General features: G+C 36.5%; 17 protein-coding genes. 13 read left to right on the top strand and 4 right to left on the bottom strand.

What is annotated here, in order from left to right; translation table 11 throughout:
• The 3 genes from DF185_RS06590 (at position 1) to DF185_RS06580 (ending at position 1900) form a co-directional block, all read left to right on the top strand.
• A complete protein-coding gene (locus DF185_RS06590) occupies positions 1 to 411 on the top strand; it encodes an RDD family protein (protein WP_110359944.1) in 411 nt (136 codons plus the stop codon).
• A 126-nt stretch (positions 412 to 537) separates the two neighbouring features.
• Complete coding sequence (locus DF185_RS06585; RefSeq protein ID WP_110359943.1) at positions 538 to 1074, top strand: hypothetical protein; 537 nt, start codon at positions 538 to 540, stop codon at positions 1072 to 1074.
• A gap of 157 nt (positions 1075 to 1231) precedes the next feature.
• Entirely contained in the window at positions 1232 to 1900 is a 669-nt protein-coding gene (locus DF185_RS06580; protein WP_110359942.1) for a hypothetical protein, read from the top strand.
• A 157-nt stretch (positions 1901 to 2057) separates the two neighbouring features.
• Here the strand turns inward: DF185_RS06580 and DF185_RS06575 are convergent, their stop codons facing one another.
• A complete protein-coding gene (locus DF185_RS06575; RefSeq protein WP_110359941.1) occupies positions 2058 to 2951 on the bottom strand; it encodes a LysR family transcriptional regulator in 894 nt (297 codons plus the stop codon).
• Positions 2952 to 3087: 136 nt separating this feature from the next.
• Between DF185_RS06575 and ftcD the strand changes: the two genes are divergently transcribed.
• The 3 genes from ftcD to hutU all read left to right on the top strand — a co-directional run bounded on the left by ftcD (position 3088) and on the right by hutU (position 8560).
• Positions 3088 to 4788: a glutamate formimidoyltransferase gene (gene ftcD, locus DF185_RS06570; protein WP_110359940.1), complete on the top strand. Its 1701-nt coding sequence runs from the start codon at positions 3088 to 3090 to the stop codon at positions 4786 to 4788.
• A 271-nt stretch (positions 4789 to 5059) separates the two neighbouring features.
• Positions 5060 to 6550, top strand: a complete 1491-nt coding sequence (hutH, locus tag DF185_RS06565) for a histidine ammonia-lyase (RefSeq protein ID WP_110359939.1) — start codon at positions 5060 to 5062, stop codon at positions 6548 to 6550.
• Between the two features lie 12 nt (positions 6551 to 6562).
• The gene (gene hutU / locus DF185_RS06560) at positions 6563 to 8560 is read left to right on the top strand and encodes a urocanate hydratase (RefSeq protein ID WP_110359938.1); all 1998 of its coding nucleotides are present in this window, start codon (positions 6563 to 6565) and stop codon (positions 8558 to 8560) included.
• A 783-nt stretch (positions 8561 to 9343) separates the two neighbouring features.
• Here hutU and DF185_RS06555 read toward each other — a convergent pair.
• Both DF185_RS06555 and DF185_RS06550 read right to left on the bottom strand, forming a co-directional pair.
• Positions 9344 to 10429: an acyltransferase family protein gene (locus DF185_RS06555; RefSeq protein WP_110359937.1), complete on the bottom strand. Its 1086-nt coding sequence runs from the start codon at positions 10427 to 10429 to the stop codon at positions 9344 to 9346.
• An 81-nt stretch (positions 10430 to 10510) separates the two neighbouring features.
• Positions 10511 to 11098: an ankyrin repeat domain-containing protein gene (locus tag DF185_RS06550; protein WP_110359936.1), complete on the bottom strand. Its 588-nt coding sequence runs from the start codon at positions 11096 to 11098 to the stop codon at positions 10511 to 10513.
• A 257-nt stretch (positions 11099 to 11355) separates the two neighbouring features.
• On the opposite strand from DF185_RS06550, the gene DF185_RS06545 reads away from it, so the two are divergent.
• The gene (locus tag DF185_RS06545) at positions 11356 to 13407 is read left to right on the top strand and encodes a helix-turn-helix domain-containing protein (protein ID WP_110359935.1); all 2052 of its coding nucleotides are present in this window, start codon (positions 11356 to 11358) and stop codon (positions 13405 to 13407) included.
• Between the two features lie 35 nt (positions 13408 to 13442).
• Here the strand turns inward: DF185_RS06545 and DF185_RS06540 are convergent, their stop codons facing one another.
• Positions 13443 to 14135: a Crp/Fnr family transcriptional regulator gene (locus DF185_RS06540; protein ID WP_110359934.1), complete on the bottom strand. Its 693-nt coding sequence runs from the start codon at positions 14133 to 14135 to the stop codon at positions 13443 to 13445.
• Between the two features lie 257 nt (positions 14136 to 14392).
• Between DF185_RS06540 and DF185_RS06535 the strand changes: the two genes are divergently transcribed.
• From DF185_RS06535 to DF185_RS06510, 6 genes are all read left to right on the top strand, one after another.
• Positions 14393 to 15997, top strand: a complete 1605-nt coding sequence (locus DF185_RS06535; RefSeq protein WP_110359933.1) for a tetrathionate reductase family octaheme c-type cytochrome — start codon at positions 14393 to 14395, stop codon at positions 15995 to 15997.
• Positions 15998 to 16011: 14 nt separating this feature from the next.
• Complete coding sequence (locus tag DF185_RS06530; protein ID WP_110359932.1) at positions 16012 to 17181, top strand: cytochrome b/b6 domain-containing protein; 1170 nt, start codon at positions 16012 to 16014, stop codon at positions 17179 to 17181.
• A 13-nt stretch (positions 17182 to 17194) separates the two neighbouring features.
• The gene (locus DF185_RS06525) at positions 17195 to 17704 is read left to right on the top strand and encodes a rhodanese-like domain-containing protein (protein WP_165835965.1); all 510 of its coding nucleotides are present in this window, start codon (positions 17195 to 17197) and stop codon (positions 17702 to 17704) included.
• Positions 17705 to 17760: 56 nt separating this feature from the next.
• Positions 17761 to 19635, top strand: coding sequence for a rhodanese-like domain-containing protein (locus DF185_RS06520; RefSeq protein ID WP_110359930.1), 1875 nt, complete (start codon positions 17761 to 17763; stop codon positions 19633 to 19635).
• A gap of 94 nt (positions 19636 to 19729) precedes the next feature.
• Entirely contained in the window at positions 19730 to 20770 is a 1041-nt protein-coding gene (locus DF185_RS06515; RefSeq protein ID WP_165835964.1) for a porin, read from the top strand.
• A 36-nt stretch (positions 20771 to 20806) separates the two neighbouring features.
• Positions 20807 to 21661, top strand: coding sequence for a sulfurtransferase (locus DF185_RS06510; RefSeq protein WP_110359928.1), 855 nt, complete (start codon positions 20807 to 20809; stop codon positions 21659 to 21661).
• The last annotated feature ends 604 nt before the right edge of the window (positions 21662 to 22265 follow it).

Genomic DNA, 22265 nt, shown 5'->3' with positions numbered 1-22265 from the left:
ATGAATTCAATAAAAATTGCATCAAATACGAAACGATTTGTAAACTGGATAATAGATAGTATATCCATTTCTATTTTATGGTTTATCTTACTCCCATTTATAGTAATCGCATTAAAAAAAGCAGGATTACTAGAAAATTTGAAAGCAGGACAAACAATGAGTTTAGAGTTCACTCTTTTGCCAATAGCATTTATTTACTATATCATTCTTAAGGGAATCTTCCATACAACTCTGGGCAAACTAATTACTAGAACGAAGATTATTCGATTAGATAATGAAAAGGTGAATTTTATAGATATTTTATTACGAACACTGTGTAGATTTATTCCTTTAGAACAATTGTCTTTTTTTTCAGAAAAACCGATTGGATGGCATGACAGAATATCCGAAACACGAATCATTACCAAATAAAAGTTAAAAAAGTAGAGCTGTAAATAATGATGCGGTATTTAAAATTTTCCTCATATTTTGGCAAAACTGTTAGAGGTAATGCATACGAAAAAACTGAAACATATACAGAAGAAACTTTAGAAAAACATGAAACTATTTTTAACTCTGAAGCATTGGCAAATTTTTGCCTTGATGATTGTCTTGCCCTTAATTTTAACCCTTACAATATTTAAGCTATTTGATTTAGGAGAATATGAGTTAGATATACTTAGAGGAATATCACTCCTAATTTATTATACCGTTTATATGTGCTGGAACTACAGTGTTATAAATCACTTTAATAAACCTAAAAAAATACTTAGCAATTTACATTTTAAATGGGTAAATAGATTGATTGTTGTTGTCATACTTTATGTAATCGTCTTTTTACAGTTGCAAACCTACTATAGTGAATTAACTGTTCTATCAGCAATATTGATGCCGGTATTTTTATTCACTTTTATTTATTTAACCTATGGAGTTGCAAAAACCTTAAAGACAATTCAATTCCAAGAGAATATAAGAACGTCAGACATAATTGTTGAAATGCTTTTAATTCTCTATTTACCTTTTGGAATTTGGTGGATTCAAAAAAGAGTCAATCAATATTATAAAGAAAGTGCACATACCTCTAACAAAAGTTAAAATTTAAGGGGAGTAGAGGCCAAACATAGATAATGTAACAAAAACAATAAACTATTAAAATACAGAGAGAGGAGTATTCGGTTCACAAAGCATATGGTGTAAAGCATGTGATTTGTACAACTGTTAATGATGTCCCTGTGCTTACATTAAAACGAAGATGAAACATTTGCTTAAATTAATAAAACTGCTACTGGTATTAAGTTGCGCCAATTGTAACTTCCATCCTGCTAAAGGAGATTACGAATATAGTTTAAAACAATTAGGACAAGAACTTTCAGAACATTTCCCTAACTCTAACGAGTTGAAAAGTTTTGGAGTAACTACAAACTTTATTTATGGGGATAATTCTACGTTGGACGAAACAACATTTGACACACAATCCTTAATGGTCTATGGAAAAACAGATAAGGATGAATTTGAGAGAATAATGTTATCTGCTAAGAATAAATCAATAATGAAATATAATTCAAATGATACTTCATTGTTAACATTGATACCTTATAGCGATAGAACATTTGTTGACGGTAAATGGTATAAGAATTTAGAAACTCCAAAAAAACGAAGAATAGCTGAAAAGAACTCCAAAAGACTAGGAAAAATTCCAATTCCCTATTTTACATTAGACAAGTATCAAAACAGTAGTTCTTTATGCAATCTGTCTGATGATTATGAAATTTTTATAATTAAAGCAATCTCAGGTCGTAATCAGTTTAGTATTACCTATGACTGTGAATATTTACCAAATGAATGGCAACATGGAATGATGTGTGGATATGCATTAAATAATAAAACAGAGAATGTTATATATTGGGCAACTGTATGGTAAAATAACTACTTCTAATAGGGCGAGCTATAAGCTTATGCTCTGCGCAGCAAAATGCATATCAACCTAATGGCAGAGATTCGAGCTATGAACTCGAACCAGCAGGAAACATCATTTCATTTAAATCTTGATCATTTGTGAAATTCGAGGATTATTACTTTTAAAAATCAACATCCTCCGCAATATCCAAAAAGTTCTCCAATAGGGGATTGGTGTTTACGGAATTCCATACCAACTTTAAAGTGGTGCGCTGAGGAATTTTATCCAACTCAATGAACTTGATATTCATATCGAAACCCAGTTTTAAAGAAGTTGGAACAATGGATACCCCAAAGTTATTTTCGATTAGCCTGAATATGGAACTTGCATTTACCGTATTGTGTGAGATGATTGGTGCAAAGCCGGCATCGTCGAAAATCTGCATTACCTTTTCGTAATAGGACTGACTGTAGGAGGAATCAAACAGAATGAAAGGTTCATCTTTAAATTGTGACAATCCTTTAAAATTGCTGGCATCCACCTTGTGATCAGCAGGCAAAACCAGTGAAAAAGTATCCTCGAAAAGAGGAAGGATATTCAAACCCCTCGGAACACGTTCCATTCTAACAAAACCAACATCAATTTCCTGTTTCAACAAAGCTTTAATTTGTTTGTTGTTGTCCATTTCGTTGATGTCGAACAATACGTTGGGATGTTCCTCCTTGAACTTTAGTAATAAATCAGGAATAACCCTTTGCATGGCTGAACCCACATAACCTAACTTTAAATTACCATCCATACCATCGTTAAGCAATTTGGCATGCGAAATGATATCATCCAGGCGCTGAAAGTTATTGATGAGTTCGCGTTGCATGTATTCTCCGGCTTTGGTTAACTTTACTTTACGATTGTGCCTTTCAAACAGATTAACTCCCAATGCCTCCTCCATTTGCTTGATTTGTCGGCTCAAACCAGGTTGAGAGATGAACAACCTTTCCGAAGCTTTTCTAAAATGCAAGTCCTCGGCTAGTGCTAAAAAATACCTGAAATGTCTAAATTCCGTTTGATAACTCATAGTTATGAATCCCTAAATTAAATAGTATTGTTAGGTATCAAACTTAGTGATAACTTTACACAATTAGAAATCCTATTGCGATTACTCGAGTAAAGTAATGGGAAAATTTAAGCAACAAATTTAGATCTAAATCAATATGAAGCAATTAATCGAATGTGTTCCTAATTTTTCTGAAGGGAACGACATGAATATCATTAAGCAGATCACTAACGAAATTGAATCTGTAGAAGGCGTTAGCCTAATTGACGTTGATCCAGGAAAAGCTACCAACCGTACAGTTGTTACAATGGTTGGAACTCCTGATGAGGTTTGTGAAGCAGCTTTTCGTGCTGTAAAAAAAGCAGCTGAATTAATTGACATGAGCAAGCACACTGGTGCTCATCCACGTTTTGGTGCTACCGATGTTTGTCCATTGGTTCCTGTAGCGAATATCACAATGGAAGAAACTGTTGAGTATGCACACAAATTGGCTCAGCGTATTGGTGAAGAAGCTGGTGTACCAGTTTATTGTTATGAGCATGCTGCTCGTAAGGCAGATCGTAAGAACCTGGCAGTTTGTCGCGAAGGGGAGTACGAAGCTGTAAAAGAAAGAATCGGAACAGAAGAGTGGAAGCCAGATTTTGGTCCTGCTGCATTTACTGATGAAGTAGCGAAATCAGGTGTTACAGCGGTTGGTGCTCGTAACTTCCTAATTGCATATAACTTCAACTTGAATACTACTTCTACTCGTCGTGCAAATGCAATTGCATTCGACGTTCGTGAGCGAGGTCGTACCAAGCGTGAAGGACATCCTATCACAGGTAAAATTGTGAAAGATGAGAACGGTAAGCCAGTAATGATTCCTGGTACTTTGAAAGCTACCAAGGCAATCGGATGGTTTATTGAAGAATTCGGAGTGGCTCAGATCTCTATGAACATGACTGACATCTCTGTGACTTCAATTCACGAAGCATTTGATGAGGTATGTGCTAAGGCTCAGGCTCGCGGTATTCGTGTAACTGGTTCTGAGTTGGTAGGTGTTGTACCATTGAAAGCAATGTTGGATGCTGGTAAGCATTACCTACGCATGCAAGGTCGTTCAACTGGTATTGCTGATCGTGAAATCATCAAGATCGCAGTAAAATCTCTTGGTTTGGATGAATTGTATCCATTCGATGCAGACAAGAAAATCATTGAGTACATCTTGGAGAACGAAGCGAAGAAGGGTCAGAAGAAATTGGTTGACATGAACCTGACTGAATTCGTTGAAGAAACAGCTTCTGAATCTATGGCTCCAGGTGGAGGATCAATCTCTGCTTATATGGGTGCAATGGGTGCTGCTCTTGGTTCAATGGTCGCTAACCTTTCTGCTCACAAACCAGGATGGGATGAACGTTGGGAAGAGTTCTCTGATTGGGCTGAAAAAGGAAAAGAATACCACACCAAACTAACTTGGTTGGTAGATGAAGATACTAATGCATTCAACAAAATTATGGATGCGGTTCGTATGCCAAAAGGTACAGAAGAAGAAAAAGCTGCTCGTGCTGAAGCAATGGAAGAGGCTACCAAGTTTGCAACTATGGTTCCTTTCCAAACCATGGAGCTTTGCTTAGGCTGTATGGATGTTTGCAAAGCGATGGCTGAAATCGGAAACCCTAACTCGGTTACCGATGCTGGAGTAGGTGCCTTGGCTGCTCGTTCGGGTGTAATTGGTGCATTCATGAACGTGAAGATCAATGCTGCTGACCTTACAGATAAGGCTTGGGCTGAGGACATCATCGCTAAAGGACAAGCGATTGTTGACAAAGCAGTGGCTAACGAAAAAGAAATTGTTGATATAGTGAATGCTAAGATCTAATTAGTGAATTACTATGTTGTTGTTGAACCTGCCAGTTTTCTGGCAGGTTTTTTTTATCATTTATAGATTGATAACCATGTCTTTCATTTAATAATGAAATTAATCGCAATGAATGCTTTTTATTATTCATTACGCATTACTAATTGTCCATTGATAACTCTGGGTTATTATATCTTGATAAAACTAGTCTTGTTGGGTATTAAAATACCATTTACATTTGCAATAAATAAAACTGAGAGGTTTAGAATAAACGATATAAAATACTTAAACAATGTTTAAATACGGGATAGATCGACTAACAGTTGATAAAACAATACAGATTGCTCGTGGTGAGCTAAAAGCTGTCTTAACTGAAGAAGCTATTGCTAAAGTGAATGCATGTAGAGCTAAGGTTGAGACTATGGCCAATTCAGACAAAGCGGTTTATGGTGTAAACACTGGTTTTGGACCACTTTGTGATACTCAAATTTCTCCGGAAGAAACAAGCAAGCTTCAGGAGAACTTGATCATTACTCATGCCGTAGGTGTTGGTAATCCAATTGACAAAGAGTTGTCGAAAATCATGATGATTTGTAAGGTGCAAGCTTTGTCGCAAGGATTCTCAGGTGTTCGTTTGGAAGTAATCGAGCGTATTTTATTCTTTATTGAAAATGATATTTTACCAGTTGTTCCAGAGCAGGGTTCTGTTGGAGCATCGGGTGACTTGGCTCCATTATCGCATCTGTTCTTGCCATTATTGGGAGAAGGAGAATTTTGGGTGAATGATGAAATTAAACCTGCCAAAGAAGTATTGGCTAATCATGGTTTGGAGGCAATTAGTCTTGCAGCAAAAGAAGGATTGGGATTGATTAATGGTACGCAGTTTATTTTGGCACATACCATTAAAGGTCTGCACAGAATGGAATACTTGCTTGATTTGGCAGATGTTGCCGGAGCAATGAGCTTGGAAGGATTTATGGGAAGTGCTGCTCCTTACAAATCAGCGCTACACGAAATTCGTCCATTCCCGGGAAATAAAAAAGTAGCAGAGCGCATGCGCATGTTATTGGATGAATCAGAAAACCTTGCATTGCATAGCAATTGCGAGCGTGTTCAGGATCCTTATTCATTGCGTTGTATCCCTCAGGTTCATGGAGCATCAAGAAATGCATTTGCTCACGTGAATGAAATGGCAGAAATCGAAATGAACTCTGTTACCGATAATCCAATCGTATTGAGCGAAACAGAAGCAATTTCAGGTGGTAACTTCCACGGTCAGCCTTTGGCTATGGCAATTGACTATTGTGCATTGGCGGCTTCTGAGCTAGGTAATATTGCTGATAGAAGATGTTACTTGCTGTTGGAAGGAAAATATGGTTTGCCTCGTTTGTTGACAAACGGAGGAGGATTGAACTCAGGTTTCATGATTCCTCAATATACAACTGCAGCATTGGTAACCGAAAATAAATCATTGTGTTTCCCACCATCAGCAGATAGTGTTCCAACTTCATTGGGTCAGGAAGATCATGTTTCTATGGGATCTATCTCCGGACGTAAGTTCAACCAGATTTTGGGTAATATTGAGAAAATCTTTGCCATTGAGTTGATGTATGCTGCTCAGGCAATCGAATTCAGAAGACCAAACAGATTGTCTGATATCATCGAAAAGAACTTTGATATCATCAGATCGAAGGTTGACAAATTGGAAGATGACCGCGTATTGAAAGATGATATCAATGCAATGGTTGAGTTTGTGAAAAACAGAGCTTTTATCGTAAAATAGGAGAGAATCAAAATGACATTTCAAGAACTAATATTACAGGGAATTCCATCGGAATTGCCTGCTAAAAGAGAATATCCAAAGGATGCCAACAGAGCTCCTAAAAGAAAAGACATTTTATCGGTAGAAGAAAAGCAATTGGCTATTCGCAACGCATTGCGTTACTTTCCGGTAGAGTGGCATGCTGAATTGGCTCCTGAATTTGCACAGGAACTATTGGATTTTGGTCGCATTTACATGTATCGCTTCAAGCCAGAATACAAAATGTATGCTCGTCCAATCGAGGAGTATCCAGCAAAATCGAAGCAAGCTGCAGGTATCATGCTAATGATGCAAAACAACTTGGATCCAGCAGTAGCGCAGCATCCAGAGGAATTGATTACTTACGGTGGTAATGGTGCGGTATTCCAAAACTGGGCGCAGTACTTGCTTTGCATGAAGTATTTGGCGACTATGACTGATGAGCAAACATTGCACATGTATTCAGGTCACCCAATGGGATTGTTCCCATCATCAAAAGGGGCTCCTCGTGTAATCGTTACCAACGGTATGGTAATTCCGAATTACTCGAAGCCAGATCATTGGGAGAAATTTAATGCACTAGGTGTATCACAATATGGTCAGATGACTGCAGGTTCATTCATGTACATCGGCCCTCAGGGAATCGTTCATGGTACTACCATTACGGTAATGAATGCTTTCCGTAAAATGTTGAAAAAAGGAGAAACGCCATCAGGTAAGATTTTCCTAACAGCAGGTTTGGGTGGAATGAGTGGTGCTCAGCCTAAAGCTGGTAACATTTCAGGTTGTATTACCATTGCAGCAGAAGTAAATCCTAAAGCAGCAACCAAGCGTCACGAACAAGGATGGGTTGATGTATTGGTAGACAATATGGATGACTTGGTTAGCCGTGTAAAAGAAGCTCAGGCTAAAAGCGAGGTTGTTTCTATTGCTTACATTGGTAATGTTGTTGATGTTTGGGAACGTTTCGATAAAGAAGATATCTTCATTCACGTAGGATCTGATCAAACTTCACTTCATATTCCATGGACAGGTGGTTACTATCCTGTTGATGTTACTTTCGAGGAATCGAACAGATTAATTCGTGAAGAACCAGAGGTATTCAAGGAAAAAGTTCAAGCTTCATTGCGTCGTCATGCAGCTGCAATCAATAATCACACAGCGAAAGGAACTTATTTCTTCGATTATGGAAATGCATTCCTTTTGGAAGCTTCAAGAGCAGGAGCTGATATTATGGCAGAAAATGGTATCGATTTCCGTTATAAATCATACGTTCAGGATATCTTAGGTCCTATGTGTTTCGATTACGGATTTGGACCATTCCGTTGGGTTTGTACTTCGGGTAAACCAGAAGATTTGGATATGACCGATGAGATTGCAATGAATGTATTGCAGGAAATCATGGAATCATCACCAGAAGAGATTCAGTTGCAAATGCAGGATAACATTACCTGGATTAAGGATGCGAAGAAAAACAAAATGGTTGTTGGTTCTCAGGCTCGTATTCTATACGCTGATGCTGAAGGTAGATCAAAAATTGCTGAAGCATTCAACAATGCCATTGCAGAAGGAAAGATTGGTCCTGTGGTTCTTGGTCGCGATCATCATGATGTGAGTGGTACGGATTCTCCTTTTAGAGAGACTTCGAACATTTACGATGGAAGTAAGTTTACTGCTGATATGGCCATCCACAATGTAATTGGAGATAGCTTTAGAGGTGCAACCTGGGTATCCATCCACAATGGTGGTGGAGTAGGTTGGGGAGAAGTAATCAACGGTGGTTTTGGCATGCTGCTTGATGGAACTCCGGAAGCTGATGCTCGCTTGAAAAACATGTTGTTCTATGATGTGAACAACGGTATTGCAAGAAGAAGCTGGGCCAGAAACGATGAAGCTATGTTCGCTATCAAACGCGAAATGGAACGTCGTCCAGACCTAAAAGTAACTTTACCAAACTTGGTTGAAGATTCATTATTGGAAAACTTGTTCTAATACAAGCATCTCAATTCAAAATACAAAGGCTCAGAATTTTCCTGAGCTTTTTTTCATTCTTAATATTCTCATTAGGGCGTTCCCTCCTTCGTCGGTCGGGCTTTACGTTTCTACTCCTCGCTCGTTCCTCGCTGTGGGGTATCCACTTCAATCCTTAACGCAAAGTAGGCAAGCAGTACTTCGTATTCCCATTTGAGAAACAGCACTACAACTTGGTATTCTCACTCACAGTGAGATTACCAATACCACTGTGAGTATGATTATCAAGTAAAAAGGGGCGCTAGCCCTGATATCTGAATGCAGAATAATTGGTATGGAATAAACAGATGTCAGGGCTAACGCCCCTCTCAGTAGTTGGTATTTGTATTTTAACTCTTAATTGGCATCCTTACTTAATGGTGAAATTACCGATTGCATTGATTATACTATATATTACAGTACTCTGTACCTTTTCTTCATATTATAATTCTTTCTCTATAAAGATTATGGTGCTCTGCACCAAAATGTAGAATCAAGCAACGGAGTTGTGTTATATTTATAGATGCTAGTTATTGCTAAGCCATTAGGTACAGAGTACCGTAACTGGATTTCCTGAATCTTTTTTTATTCATTTATTTTGTGGTGTTTCTGTGCTATTTTCATTCTGAGGGTATCACTTTATGTGATGCTCTCAGTTATTCGTAAGATACAATCATCTTGTACAATTGATACTCTCACGGAAGTGAGAGCATCAAAAAGTGTTGAAGGATGCCATCCGACATTCCTATGGTCTTATTTTTTCGATTACGGAACTTGTTTTTGCAATTCTAATTTTGGTTTCAACTTTATTTTCAATCCAAACAAAGGTCGCAATACAATACTTCGTTTAATCACAAACTCATACAATGCAAAACATCCTACAAATGTGATCAGATTGATGAGTACAAACTGTAAGAATACCGGCATTTGCAAAGGAATTATCAGATAAGATGCACCAAATAGCATCACCATGTGCAAAATATAAACCGGATAGGCAGCCTCGCTTAGGTAAGTCAAAACTTTGCTCGCTTTGTTCAGGTATTGGAAAGCAAATCCAAATACAGCAAAAATCCATATGTTTGACTCTATTGCCATCAGGTAATTTGGTGCTTGTAATTCGAATACTACCAAACGGCATGTATACAAACCTACAGCAAGAAATAGAAAGAACCATTTCCATTTGACCAAAGTTCTTCGAAGGGTTTCTCCAGCCAGAATGAATACAAAACCAAAGAAAAAGGCTAACAGACCCAAAACAAATCCATGCACAGTCATTGCATACATTTCAAATGGATTTGGATTGATTAGGATGGCTTCCAATACAAAAGGGATCATTACAACTAGCAATCCTAAAGGTGTTTTGAACAGTTTATTCAACAAATTTTTTATCACGAAATGATTCTTTTTAATATAGAGGAACAGAGGCAATAATATCAATACATAGGCGAATATATTCCCCAGGAACCAAAGGTGACTTGGATTTGCCATGTAAGCTATATCCTGATTGTAATAACGCTGCCAAACTAGAAAATGTAGTGGTACAACACAAAGCATCCCAAATAGAAAAGGAATTAATATTCGAATACTACGTTCCTGAAGCAATTGTGCTCCAGATCTTTTGCGCATGGCAAAGCAAACGCCCATTCCCGAAACGAAAAATAGTAAAGGTATTCTCCAGATGTTTAGGGCCGACATGGGAATCCAGATGCTTTCCATTGAGGTTTCACTTTTAATAAAACCTATAAATGGCGCCCAAGGTTGAAATACAATTGCTATGTGGTAAATCAATAACAATCCTATGGTAATCACTCTTAACCAGTCAATATCGTATCTTCTTTCTGTCGTTGTCATGATTTGTGTTTTTAAATACCGATATAGAATCGAAGAATGATTCTTAATCGGTATAATTTTCCAATTTAATTAACTCTAAGCTTAGCCCTGATTGCTTAATAATTCAGCAACTTCAGGTCTGGCCTTTTCAATTCTTTCGAAATCCAATCTCAAGCCAAGAGGTCCCAATTCCTTATTAAAGAATTCATAAACACCCTTTACGTGTGCAAATGGAGCAGAAACACTTTCCAATGCAGTTGCACCAGCATTGTTTTTTATACTCTGATCAGCGCCTTTTTCAATAAGAGCCTTAACAATCTCGGTTCTACAAAAGAATGCTGCAACATGAAGTGCGGTTGAGCCGTCATTGTTTTTAATACTTAAATCTGCGTCAGCATTAATAAGAGCTTTTGCAACTTCAGTTTTGCCAAATAAACATGCAGTAATTAAAGGAGTAGATCCACCAATTGGTTCTTTGCTGTTTAAATTTGTTCCAGCTGCAATGTGTTGCTCTACCATTTCTAATTTTCCCATGAATGTAGCTGCATGAATATCGGTTTTAGGAGCTTTTACTTTTACAGCAGTATTTGATTTACCGTCTGATGATTTAGAATTCTTGTTTTCGCATGAGTAAACTGCCAATACAAATAGGATATACATTCCAAATACTAATAATTTATGTGCTTTCATTTTTACTGATTTTTAGTTCAACATTTATCTGATGTAAAGGTCTGGGAAATCGTGATGCAAGTCATATCATTTAAAAATCGAAGTGTATAAGCTTTTGACAACCAGTATAAATTATGACGCACATGTATAAAATATGATGCAAGCTATGCATTCTAAGCCCCAATTTGGTGGAATTACAGCCAAATAATTTAAGTCAGGGTGTTAATATTATTTGTATCTTTTTCACGAATTATTGATGACCCTTTTATCCCACTATAATGGCAACGAACCAATTTGAAGAGAATGATTTTTTATTGAAGCTGAAGTCTATTGTTGAAGAAAACTTATCCAATGAGAGTTTTGGTGTTTCCGAATTGGCTGATGCAATAGGAATGAGTCGTTCTAATCTCTTGCGAAAAGTAAAAAAGCAATGCAATCTTTCCGTTAGTCAGTTTATCAGGCAAATCAGACTTGAAAATGCGAAGGATATTTTATTAGGCGGAGATTCTAATGTATCTGAAGTTGCCTATCAGGTTGGTTTTAGCAGCACATCATACTTTATAAAGTGCTATAGGGAATTGTATGGATATCCTCCAGGAGAAGAAGGCAAACATGAAACACCAGAGAATGAAATTGAAGTAGAGAAACCAAAAAAGCGCAAAGGTCGTGTAATTATTGCATTAGCTGTTATACTGAGTATTGTGTCAACTTATTTTATTATAAATCCATTTCAGTTTATTCACAAAGAGGAGGATAAGTCAATTGCCGTTCTACCATTTAAGAACGATAGTAAAGATTCAGCCAATGTTTATATCGTAAATGGATTGATGGAATCTGTTTTGAATCATTTACAGAAAATTAAGGATGTTAGGGTAATTAGCAGAACATCGGTTGAGAAGTATAGAAATACGAATATGACGATTCCTGAAATTGCGAAAGAATTGGGCGTGAGTTATTTTGTAGAAGGTAGTGGTCAGAAAATCGGAGATCAGATCTTGTTGAATATTCAGCTTATAAAAGCCAGCAACGATAAGCATTTGTGGGCAGAACAGTACGACCGACAAGCCAATGATATTTTTAATCTACAAAAAGAAGTGGCTAAAAAGATTGCTACAAGCGTGGAGGCAATTATTACCCCTGAAGAGGAAGAATTAATAGATAAAATTCCAACCGAAAACCTTGAGGCTTATGATGAGTATCTAAAAGCAATGGAGCTAATGCGACAGGAGAAGAGAGAAGTATTACTTGAAGCTATTACTCATCTTGATAAAGCAATTGAACTAGATAATAAATTTGCTCGTGCATATGCATTTAAGTCTATTGGTTATTACTATTTAGACATATTTAAAGCTGAGAAAGTGCACGTTGATAAAGTTGTTGCTAATGCAGATAAGGCCATGTTTTATGATTCTAAAGATTATCAGAGCTTGATATCAAAGGCTTTATCGTATTTGGCAAAGGAAGAAAATGAAGCAGCAGTACCTTATTTTGAAAGAGCATTGGAGTATAATCCCAATTCTGCTTACGTATTGAATTACCTTTCGAATTTCTATGCGAACTACATGCCTAATTCTGAAAAATATCTTGAATATGCATTAAAAGGAATTCAATTAAACATTGCAGCTAATGATTCTGTAACAGCTAGCTTTATCTATCTGCATGTAAGTAATGCATTAATTCAATCTGGATTCATAGAGGAGTCAGAGGTGTATATCAACAAATCTCTGGATCACAATCCGAATAATTTATTTTCTGAATATTTAAAGGCATATATATTATTAGCAAAAAACAAAGATTTTAATGAAGCAAAGCAATTGCTTATTGCTGCGTGGAATAAAGATCAGACAAGATTGGATATTTTGCAGGAAATAGGAAAAGTTTGTTACGCTCAACGAGACTATGAAGAAGCTTATAAGTACTACAGCATTTTTGTAAAAGCCAGAAAAGATCGGAAACTAGACATCTACGCTGGCGAGGATTCTAAAATTGCTCATGTATATGCAAAAGTGGGCAAATATCAAGAAGCCAAATTGCTATTTGATTCCTATCGGGAATTTGCGAATACACACAGTTCAATATACAAGCATTTAAGTTTGGCAGTTTGTGCAGTGCAAGAGGGAGATAAGGAAAGAGCCTTTAAAGAACTGAATCTATTTGCTGAAGAAGATCAGTATTCTTTGTGGGTGATCATGTTTTTGGAAGATGATCCGTTGTTCGATGATATTCTGGAAACAAAAGAGTACAGACAGTTTATTGATATTTTAAAGAATAAGTTTAATAAACGACACGAAAGATTGAAGAAAGTACTAGAAGATCAAAAGTTGATATAAATGAAAAGGGTTCTGTTTAGAACCCTTTTTATATTTTAACCTAGATTACTAATTTTTGAGAGCATTTCTGCATTTAGTATTTCCAGAGTTTTGTCTTTTTGTAGAATGAGTCCATCATCCTTAAAATTCTTCATTACTCGAATAACGCTTTCTGTTGACATGTTTGTAAGTTCTGCCAATTCGCTTCTCGAAAAAGCAAACTCATAAGTATTACTTTTATATACACGATTCTTCAGACAAAGTAATATATCTGCAATTCTTCCGTGAAGTTGTTTGTTCGAAATACAGAAAAAGCGTCCATATATTTGAATTATATTTTCATTCATGATATTGAGCGCACGAAAAGCGAATTTTGCATTGGTTTTTAATAATTGCTGAAATACTTTCATGTCAATTAAATCAACAACCGATTCAGTATAAGTGGCAACAGAATAAACAGCCGTATTATTCCCTTCGTAGATGGAAGGCATTCCAATTAGGCTATTTTTTGGAGCGATTTTTAAAATCAAGTTATTGGTTTCACTTTCCAGATATACTTTTGCCAATCCTTCTTTTATATGCATTACATTAGAGGCAAAAGAACCTTGTTTACAAATTGTTTCTCCTTTTTTATAGCTAACCGTAAGCGTGTTTTCTTCTACCAACTTTTTTTCTTCATCACTAAGCTCATCAAAAAGAGTAAGATTCTTATTGTGTATTGTGCAGGTATTTGTGAATTTACAAGTCATACTTTCGATTTTGTTCGTACTTAAATGTATCACTTTTATTTCAAATTAACCACTTTGATAATGGATGCGAAAAAGTTAATTGTCATGAAATAAGGAGATTATTGAATTAAATAGGACGGAGATCATATAGAAAACTGATCTACATCAGCTTTCTATATGAGGCGAATCTTCTAAAAACAAAAGTTGCCTAATAGCGAATTATATCTTTATTAAAAGGTAAGGTCGTAGTTTTATCATGTACCTAATCTGTAAGGCTTATGAAAAAATTACAACTATCTTTTTTAGTCGCTTTTCTGTTTTCTATAACGAGTTTCGCACAAACAGATGTAGAAAATGTAGAGAGCGATTCTATCACAATCCTTAAATTGAGAAATTATATTATGCAGGCAGATAGGGATGCTAAGCCATCTGTAGATCATAGTACATTTCCACAATTGCAAAAAGAATTTAAGGATGCACACGAGGTTACTGCAGCTTGCCTGTCTTGTCATACTGGAAGAGCAGCTGAGGTAATGAAAACAAATCACTGGACTTGGGATCGAACAGAGAAGCTCGATGGACGTGAGGAAGTAGCCTTGGGAAAGAAAAATATACTGAACAATTTCTGTATTGGAATTGGTGGTAGTGAAAAAACTTGTACCCGTTGTCATATTGGATATGGTTGGGAAAACAAATCTTTTGATTTTTCTAACCCATTAAATGTTGACTGTTTAATTTGTCATGATAATTCAGACACTTACAAGAAGAAGAAAGGTGGGGCTGGTTATCCTGATGAATCCGTTGATTTAAATTTTGTTGCTCAAAGTGTTGGGAAACCTTCGAAGGTAAATTGTGGTGTTTGTCACTTCTGGGGGGGCGGCGGAAACAATGTGAAACATGGTGATCTTGATAAGGCTCTATTGAATTGCGATCGCAGTGTTGATGTTCATATGGCAGTTGAAGGTGAAAATATGAGCTGCGTTGATTGTCATACAACTGACAAGCATGTTATGGCAGGAAAGTTATATGCTTTATCGTCCGAAAACAAAAACAGAGCTACATGTACGCATTGCCATACCGATGCACCCCATAAGGATGAAATATTAAACGAACACTTCATTCGTGTAGCTTGTCAAACCTGTCATATTCCTACCTATGCAAAGGCCAACGGAACAAAAATGATTTGGGATTGGTCAACGGCTGGACGTTTGGATGAGGATGGACATCCAATGCATGAAAATGATGCCGATGGAAATCACAATTATCTATCTATTAAAGGAACATTTGTTTACGATAATGATGTGATCCCAGAATACTATTGGTTTAACGGACTGGCGGATCATCAGTTAATTACTGATCAGATTGATACAATTCCTGTTCAAATGAACACTTTGGCAGGATCATATCTTGATAAAGGAGAAAGACAAAGATCTGATAAACCTTCGAAAATATGGCCGGTAAAAGTACATCGAGGAAAACAAATTTACGATTCTATTCACAATACTTTAATTCAAGCAAAATTACATGCTGAAGTGAAAGGAGATAGTGCTTACTGGAAGGATTTTGACTGGCACAAAGCTTCAGTTGCAGGCATGAAATATTTAAATCTTCCATATAGTGGAAAGTATGGTTTTGTTGAAACTGAAATGTACTGGCCATTGAATCACATGGTCGCACCTAAAGAAAAATCACTGAGCTGTAAGGATTGTCATACCAGGGATGGTGGAAGACTGGCACAACTAAATGATTTCTATTTGCCGGGAAGAGACAAGAACACTCTCTTAGATGGTTTGGGAATTGCCTTGGTGGTATTGGCATCTCTGGGAGCTCTTTTGCATGGAGTTTTACGCATATTTTACAGGAAAAAATCAACATCTAAATAATAGGAGATAAGTCTATGAAAAAAGTATATATATACAAGATATTTGAACGTTTCTGGCACTGGACTCAAGCTTTATTGATATTGATTTTAATGATTTCCGGGTTTGAGATACATTCTTCCTTCGATTTGATTGGTTATCAAAAAGCAGTAGAGCTTCATAATGTGTCTGCATGGATATTCTTATGCCTAATTGTATTCGCCATTTTCTGGCATTTTACTACAGGTGAATGGAAGCAATACATTCCAACCACAAAATATCTGAAAGCACAATTCAATTATTACATAGGAGGAATCTTTACAGGTGCTCCGCATCCAACCAAGAAACTAGTTTACGATAAGTTTAATCCTCTTCAGAGACTGATTTATTTGGGTCTGAAAATATTAGTAATTCCTGTTCAAGTAATATCTGGATTTCTATACCTCTATTTTCATTATCCGGCAGAAGGAATGGAATTGCAGAGTCTTGAATATGTAGCAGTGATTCACACCTTTGGAGCTTTTCTATTGTTAGCTTTTATGATTGCTCATGTTTATTTGACAACTACTGGTCATAAACCGGGTTCTGCGATTAAAGCAATGATTACAGGATGGGAAGAAATGAGTGATGAGGAAATAAAAGAGAGAGTGATAAGCGATATTGAGGCTTCTATAAAAAAGAGCCGAGCACAATTGCAATCGAATGTTGAAATAGGTGATTTGTTTGAAGCTGCTATGAATAAAGCCTCTTTAAATGCGGGAGTTTCATCTATTGCAGATACTCGCTTTAAAGATGCGATTGAAAATAGTGGTGCAGGCTATTTCTGTATTGGAAAAGATGGCAATTATATCGATGTAAACGATACCTGGTTCAAACTGTATAAATATGATGCCAAGGAAGAAATCATAGGTAAGCATTACCGATTAAGCAGGAATAAAGAAGACTTTGAAGAACTGCAAGGGAACATTGATAAGGTTTTAAAAACCGGACAAATTATTAATCATGGAGAAGTGAAAAGAATTTGTAAGGATGGATCAGAAGGCTATCATACTTTGACCATGTCACCAGTTTATGAAGAGGCAGAAGTGGTGGGAGTGGAAGGATTTATTATTGATACCACAGGGCAATTATTAGCTGAAAGAGAAATGCTTAAGAAGCAAATTCGAATCAACGATGAATTAGATAAAAAGAAAACAAGTAAAGACTAAAACTTGAATGGAAATGAAAAATAGCAATGTAATATATCTGATAGTAGCTCTAATTATTGCTTGGGGCTGTGATAGCAATAAGGTTTATACCAATGTTGATGAAATGGTTAAAGAGGCGGAACAGATTGTGCCGACGATTACTGTTGAAGAACTGAAAGTTAAAATAGACTCTATGGAAATGTTTAACCTGATTGATGTGCGTGTAAAATCAGAGCACAATCATGGTTACATACCTAGTGCCATTAACATTCCGCGTGGAACATTAGAGTTTAAGATTGCTAATGAAAAATACTGGGAAAATGAAGGTTTGTATTTGCCTGCAAAGGATGAGGAATACATACTGTACTGTAAAAAAGGTAGTCGTTCTGTCTTGGCTGCTAAATCTCTAATGGAGCTGGGATATAAAAATATAAAATATATCAAAGGTGGTTTCAAAAAGTGGGAAATGACTTATCCGCTGTTGCAAGAAAAGAATTTGGAAGAGGAAGGGGGACACCATGAGGAAGAAGTTGGTGGCTGTTAAATTTCTCCAATCTCAACTATAAACAAATACCCTAATAACTATAAAAACCTAATGTTATGAAAAAATTATTGAAGTATTTTTTTATTCTGACAATTATACCTGCATTATTTCTTACTTCTTGTAAGGAAGAAAATGATGAGATCACTCAAGGACCAGATCCAGATCTAACGGAGAATTTTGAAGCATTAAAAGATTATATGGTAGCTAATGATCTTGATTTACCGGATGTATTAAATGGATGGATTACAGGTGCTCCGGCAGAAGCTGATCTGGCTACATTTTTAAGTACTTATGATATTATTGATATTCGTAATGCCGCAGATTATGCTGCTGGTCATATCGAAGGTGCGGTTAATTCATCATTAGCTAATATTTTAACTACTGCTGCAAATACAACTAAGCCTATTTTGGTTGCTTGCTATACAGGACAAACAGCGGGTCATGCAGTTGTAGCTCTTCGTTTAAGTGGTTACGCTGATGCTAAGGTGTTAAAATTTGGTATGAGTGGTTGGAACTCTACTTTATCAGGTCCATGGCAAGGCAATTCTGGAGCTGATAATGGAGCTGTTGGTGAAGGTCATACAAATTGGGTAACTTCTCCAGTGGCAACAAACCAAACATACAACTATCCTGGTTTTAATATATCTGCTACAACTGGTGAAGGTATTCTTGAGGAAAGAGTTAACGCAATGATAAATTCTGGCTTTAAAGGAGTAAATGCAACTGATGTTTTAGCTTCACCATCAAACTATTTTATTAATAATTATTGGGCTGAAGCTGATGTCGCTAAATATGGACATATTGCAGGTGCACACAGAATTCAACCGTTAAGCCTTGAAAATGATGAAATAGCAAACCTTGATCCTGATGCTACTATTTGTACGTATTGCTGGACTGGTCAGACTTCATCAATGATTACTGCTTATTTGAATGTTATTGGTTTTGATGCTGTTTCGTTAAAATTTGGTTCTAATAAAATGATTTATCCATCTTTGGAAAGTCATAAGTTTACGACTCCAACAACTGATTTACCGCTTGTTACATCTACAGCAGCAAATGTTTTTGGAACCCTATCTGATTATTTGGTAGCCAATGATCTTGATTTACCGGACATTTTAAATGGATGGATTACAGGAGCACCAGCTGAAGCTGATTTAGCTACATTCCTCTCAACCTACGATATTATTGATATTCGGGCTGAAGATGCTTATAATGCTGGACATATCGAAGGTGCAATTAATTCTACTTTAGGAAATATTGTATCAGATGCGGCAACTACAACAAAACCAATTTTGGTGGCTTGTTATTCAGGACAAACTGCTGCACATGCTGTTGTTGCACTTCGTTTGAGTGGTTACACAGATGCTAAAGTATTGAAGTTTGGTATGAGTGGATGGAATTCAACTTTATCAGGTTCATGGGAAAACAATTCAGGTGCTACCAATGGAGCAGTTGCTGAAGGACATTCTAATTGGGTGACTACTGCTGTGGCAACTAATCAAACATTCGATTATCCAAGTATTATGTCCACATACACCGATGGAGCTAATATTCTTCAAGAAAGAGTGACAGCCATGACTTCGGGCGGATTTAAAGGAGTAAACGCTTCTGATGTTTTAACTTCTCCATCAAACTATTTCATTAATAATTACTGGGCTCAAGCTGATGTTGATAAGTATGGACACATTGCAGGTGCATATAGAATTCAACCTTTAAGCCTTGAAAATGGAGAAATGGCTAATCTTGATTCAGGTTCTCAAGTTTGTACTTACTGCTGGACAGGTCAAACATCATCTATGATTACTGCTTATTTAAATGTTCTTGGATATGATGCTGTATCATTAAAGTTTGGTTCTAATAAAATGATCTATCCATCATTGGAGAGTCACAAATTTACAACACCAACAACTGATTTACCTTTGGTTAACTAGAAATGGAATAAGATTGATTCATAAAACTAACTGAATTAGAGGAATTGTATCATAGGAATGGAAGATGCAATCCAAAAACCTAAAAAGAATAATCATGAAAAAATTATATGCCTTAATATTTGCACTTGCTTTTTGTCTTCCTACGCTGGTTAATGCACAGGGATGCGATGAACCTTCGGACGAGGGAGTTAATGTTTTTGGTTTTATTCAGCCGAAATACCAATATAATGAGCATTCAGCTAATGATGATACCAATACTTTTGATTTTAACAGAGCAAGAATTGGTGTGATGGGGAAAATCCCTTACGATATCAGTTACTATGTAGTTTTGGAAGCAAGTCCTGATAATACAAGACATGATGGAGATGCCTATTTGTTGGATGCATTTGTAACCTATTCGCGTTACGATTTTGCGAGAATCTCTCTAGGTTCATTTAAATCACCTATCTCTTTGGAATTAAATACTCCATGTCACAAGTTACACACAATTAATCGTTCAAGAGTGGTTGAGCAATTGGCGACTCCTGATCGTGACCGTGGTTTTATGGTGCTTGGTGGTGCAGATACTACATTATTCCAATATAGTTTTGCTGTAACTAATGGTACTGGTTTGTTCGAAAAGGATAATAACAAAACCAAAGACTACGCTGCACGTGTGGTTGTGAATCCTCACAAGAATTTTAAACTTGGAGCAAGTTATAAATATGGTGAATCAGCTTCTGCAACTGCAGGTATGCCAGATGATGAAAGAACAAGATATGGAGCAGATCTTCAGTATAAAAACGGAGCATTTATGTTACAAGCTGAATATTTGTATGGTAAAGATGTAGGTTCTTATACAACTGGTGGAGGTTGTGGAGAAGAACTAACCGTTCATCAGGGAAGCGTGAAGCGAGATGGTGGATTTTTAATGGCTATGTATAGATTTAACAACAACCTTCAGCCAGTAATTAAGTGTGAGTTCTTTGATTCTGATAAGGATATGGGCAACAATACTGAATTTTGTACCACTTATGGACTTAATTATTTCCTAAACGACTGGACAAAAATACAGGCAAACTATGTTTATCGCGCCGAAAGAGCAGATGAAATTGATAATGATATTTTCATGCTGCAAGTAACTGTTAAGTTTTAAATCGATTAAATCTGATTAATTAAAAAGTATAACATTATGAGAAAATTTTTAGTTGTTGCTTTGATGCTTTTTATTGGAGTACAAGCAAGTTGGGCCCAGGCTGATGTAATATCGGTGAAAGATTACCTGAAAATTATGAAGGATAAGAATACGATTCTTATTTCCGCAAGAAAGCCTGCTGATTATAAAAAAGTTCACATTGTAAATGCAGTCAATATAAATCACAAAGATCTTTACAATAACGAACCTGTAAAAAGTATGTTGAAATCTCCTGCTGAAATAGCAAAGATTTTAGGATCAAAGGGAGTTAGCGAATCGAAAAATATTGTAATATACGATAGTGGAACTGGTAAATATTCAGGTCGTTTGTATTGGATTCTAAAATATATGGGAGCCAAGAATGTAAAAATTCTGGATGGACACATGGATGCATGGAAAGCAGCAAGAAAACCAGTGACACGAATGCCTTCAAAAGTTAAACCTACAACATTCACTGCCAATGTAAACAAAGGAATGAATGTGGATTTGGCTTACGTGAAGAAAGCTAAAGGAAACTCAAATGTGGTATTGGTTGACACTCGCTCTCCTGAGGAATTTAATGGAACAAAGGATTCTAAAATTAGAAAAGGGAAGATTCCTGGATCAATAAATCTAGAATTTAAGCATGTATTAAATTCTAAAAAAATGCTGAAGAGTAAAGAGGAGTTGGCGAAGCTATTTAAAGCTAAAGGCATTACTGCAGATAAAGAAGTAATACTGTTTTGTGAAACTAGTGTAAGAGCAGGTATTGTATATATGGCGTTGGTTACAGCCCTTGATTATCCTAATGTAAAAGTGTACGATGGAGCTTATTATGAGTGGCAAAGCATAGCTGCGAATAAGGTGAAATAACAATTCAAATAAATTTGTGATTAAGCCAGAAAAGTGAAATGCTTTTCTGGTTTTTTATTGCTGCTACTTTAAGTCAATTTCAATCTATTAAATTGATGAAAATCATATGGTCTGCCAGATGAAGTTAAGGGTTGGGGTACTAGCCATTCGTTCAATAGAATGTGTTGTACCAATCTCGTACGGCACTTCTGGCTAACCAGAAATAGTTTACGCATGTCGTACGTTCCATTTTGTGAAAAGAATTGCATGTACGAGTTCAATATGCGTCATCCAGTCAGCCGAAAGTGTTGTACGAATCTCGCACGGCACTTCCGGTCAACCAGATGTAGCGTACGGATGTCGTACGTTCCGTTTTGTGAAAAGAATTGCATGTACGAGTTCAATATGCGTCATCCAGTCATCAGAAAGTGTTGTACCAGACTCGTACGGCACTTTTGGCCAACCAGATGTAGCGTACGGATGTCGTACGTTCCGTTTTGAGCAAAAAATGCTTGTACGAGTTCAAGTACGTTACATTTTCTCAACGAAATCAATGAGTTTTAAACCTATTGCAGAGCATTCAATGACTTTTTGTAATTATAAATTTTTGGAAGTAAGCAAATTT

The organism is Marinifilum breve (assembly GCF_003202155.1).
Taxonomy (GTDB): domain Bacteria; phylum Bacteroidota; class Bacteroidia; order Bacteroidales; family Marinifilaceae; genus Marinifilum; species Marinifilum breve.
This window is presented reverse-complemented; position numbering and strand designations above follow the sequence as displayed.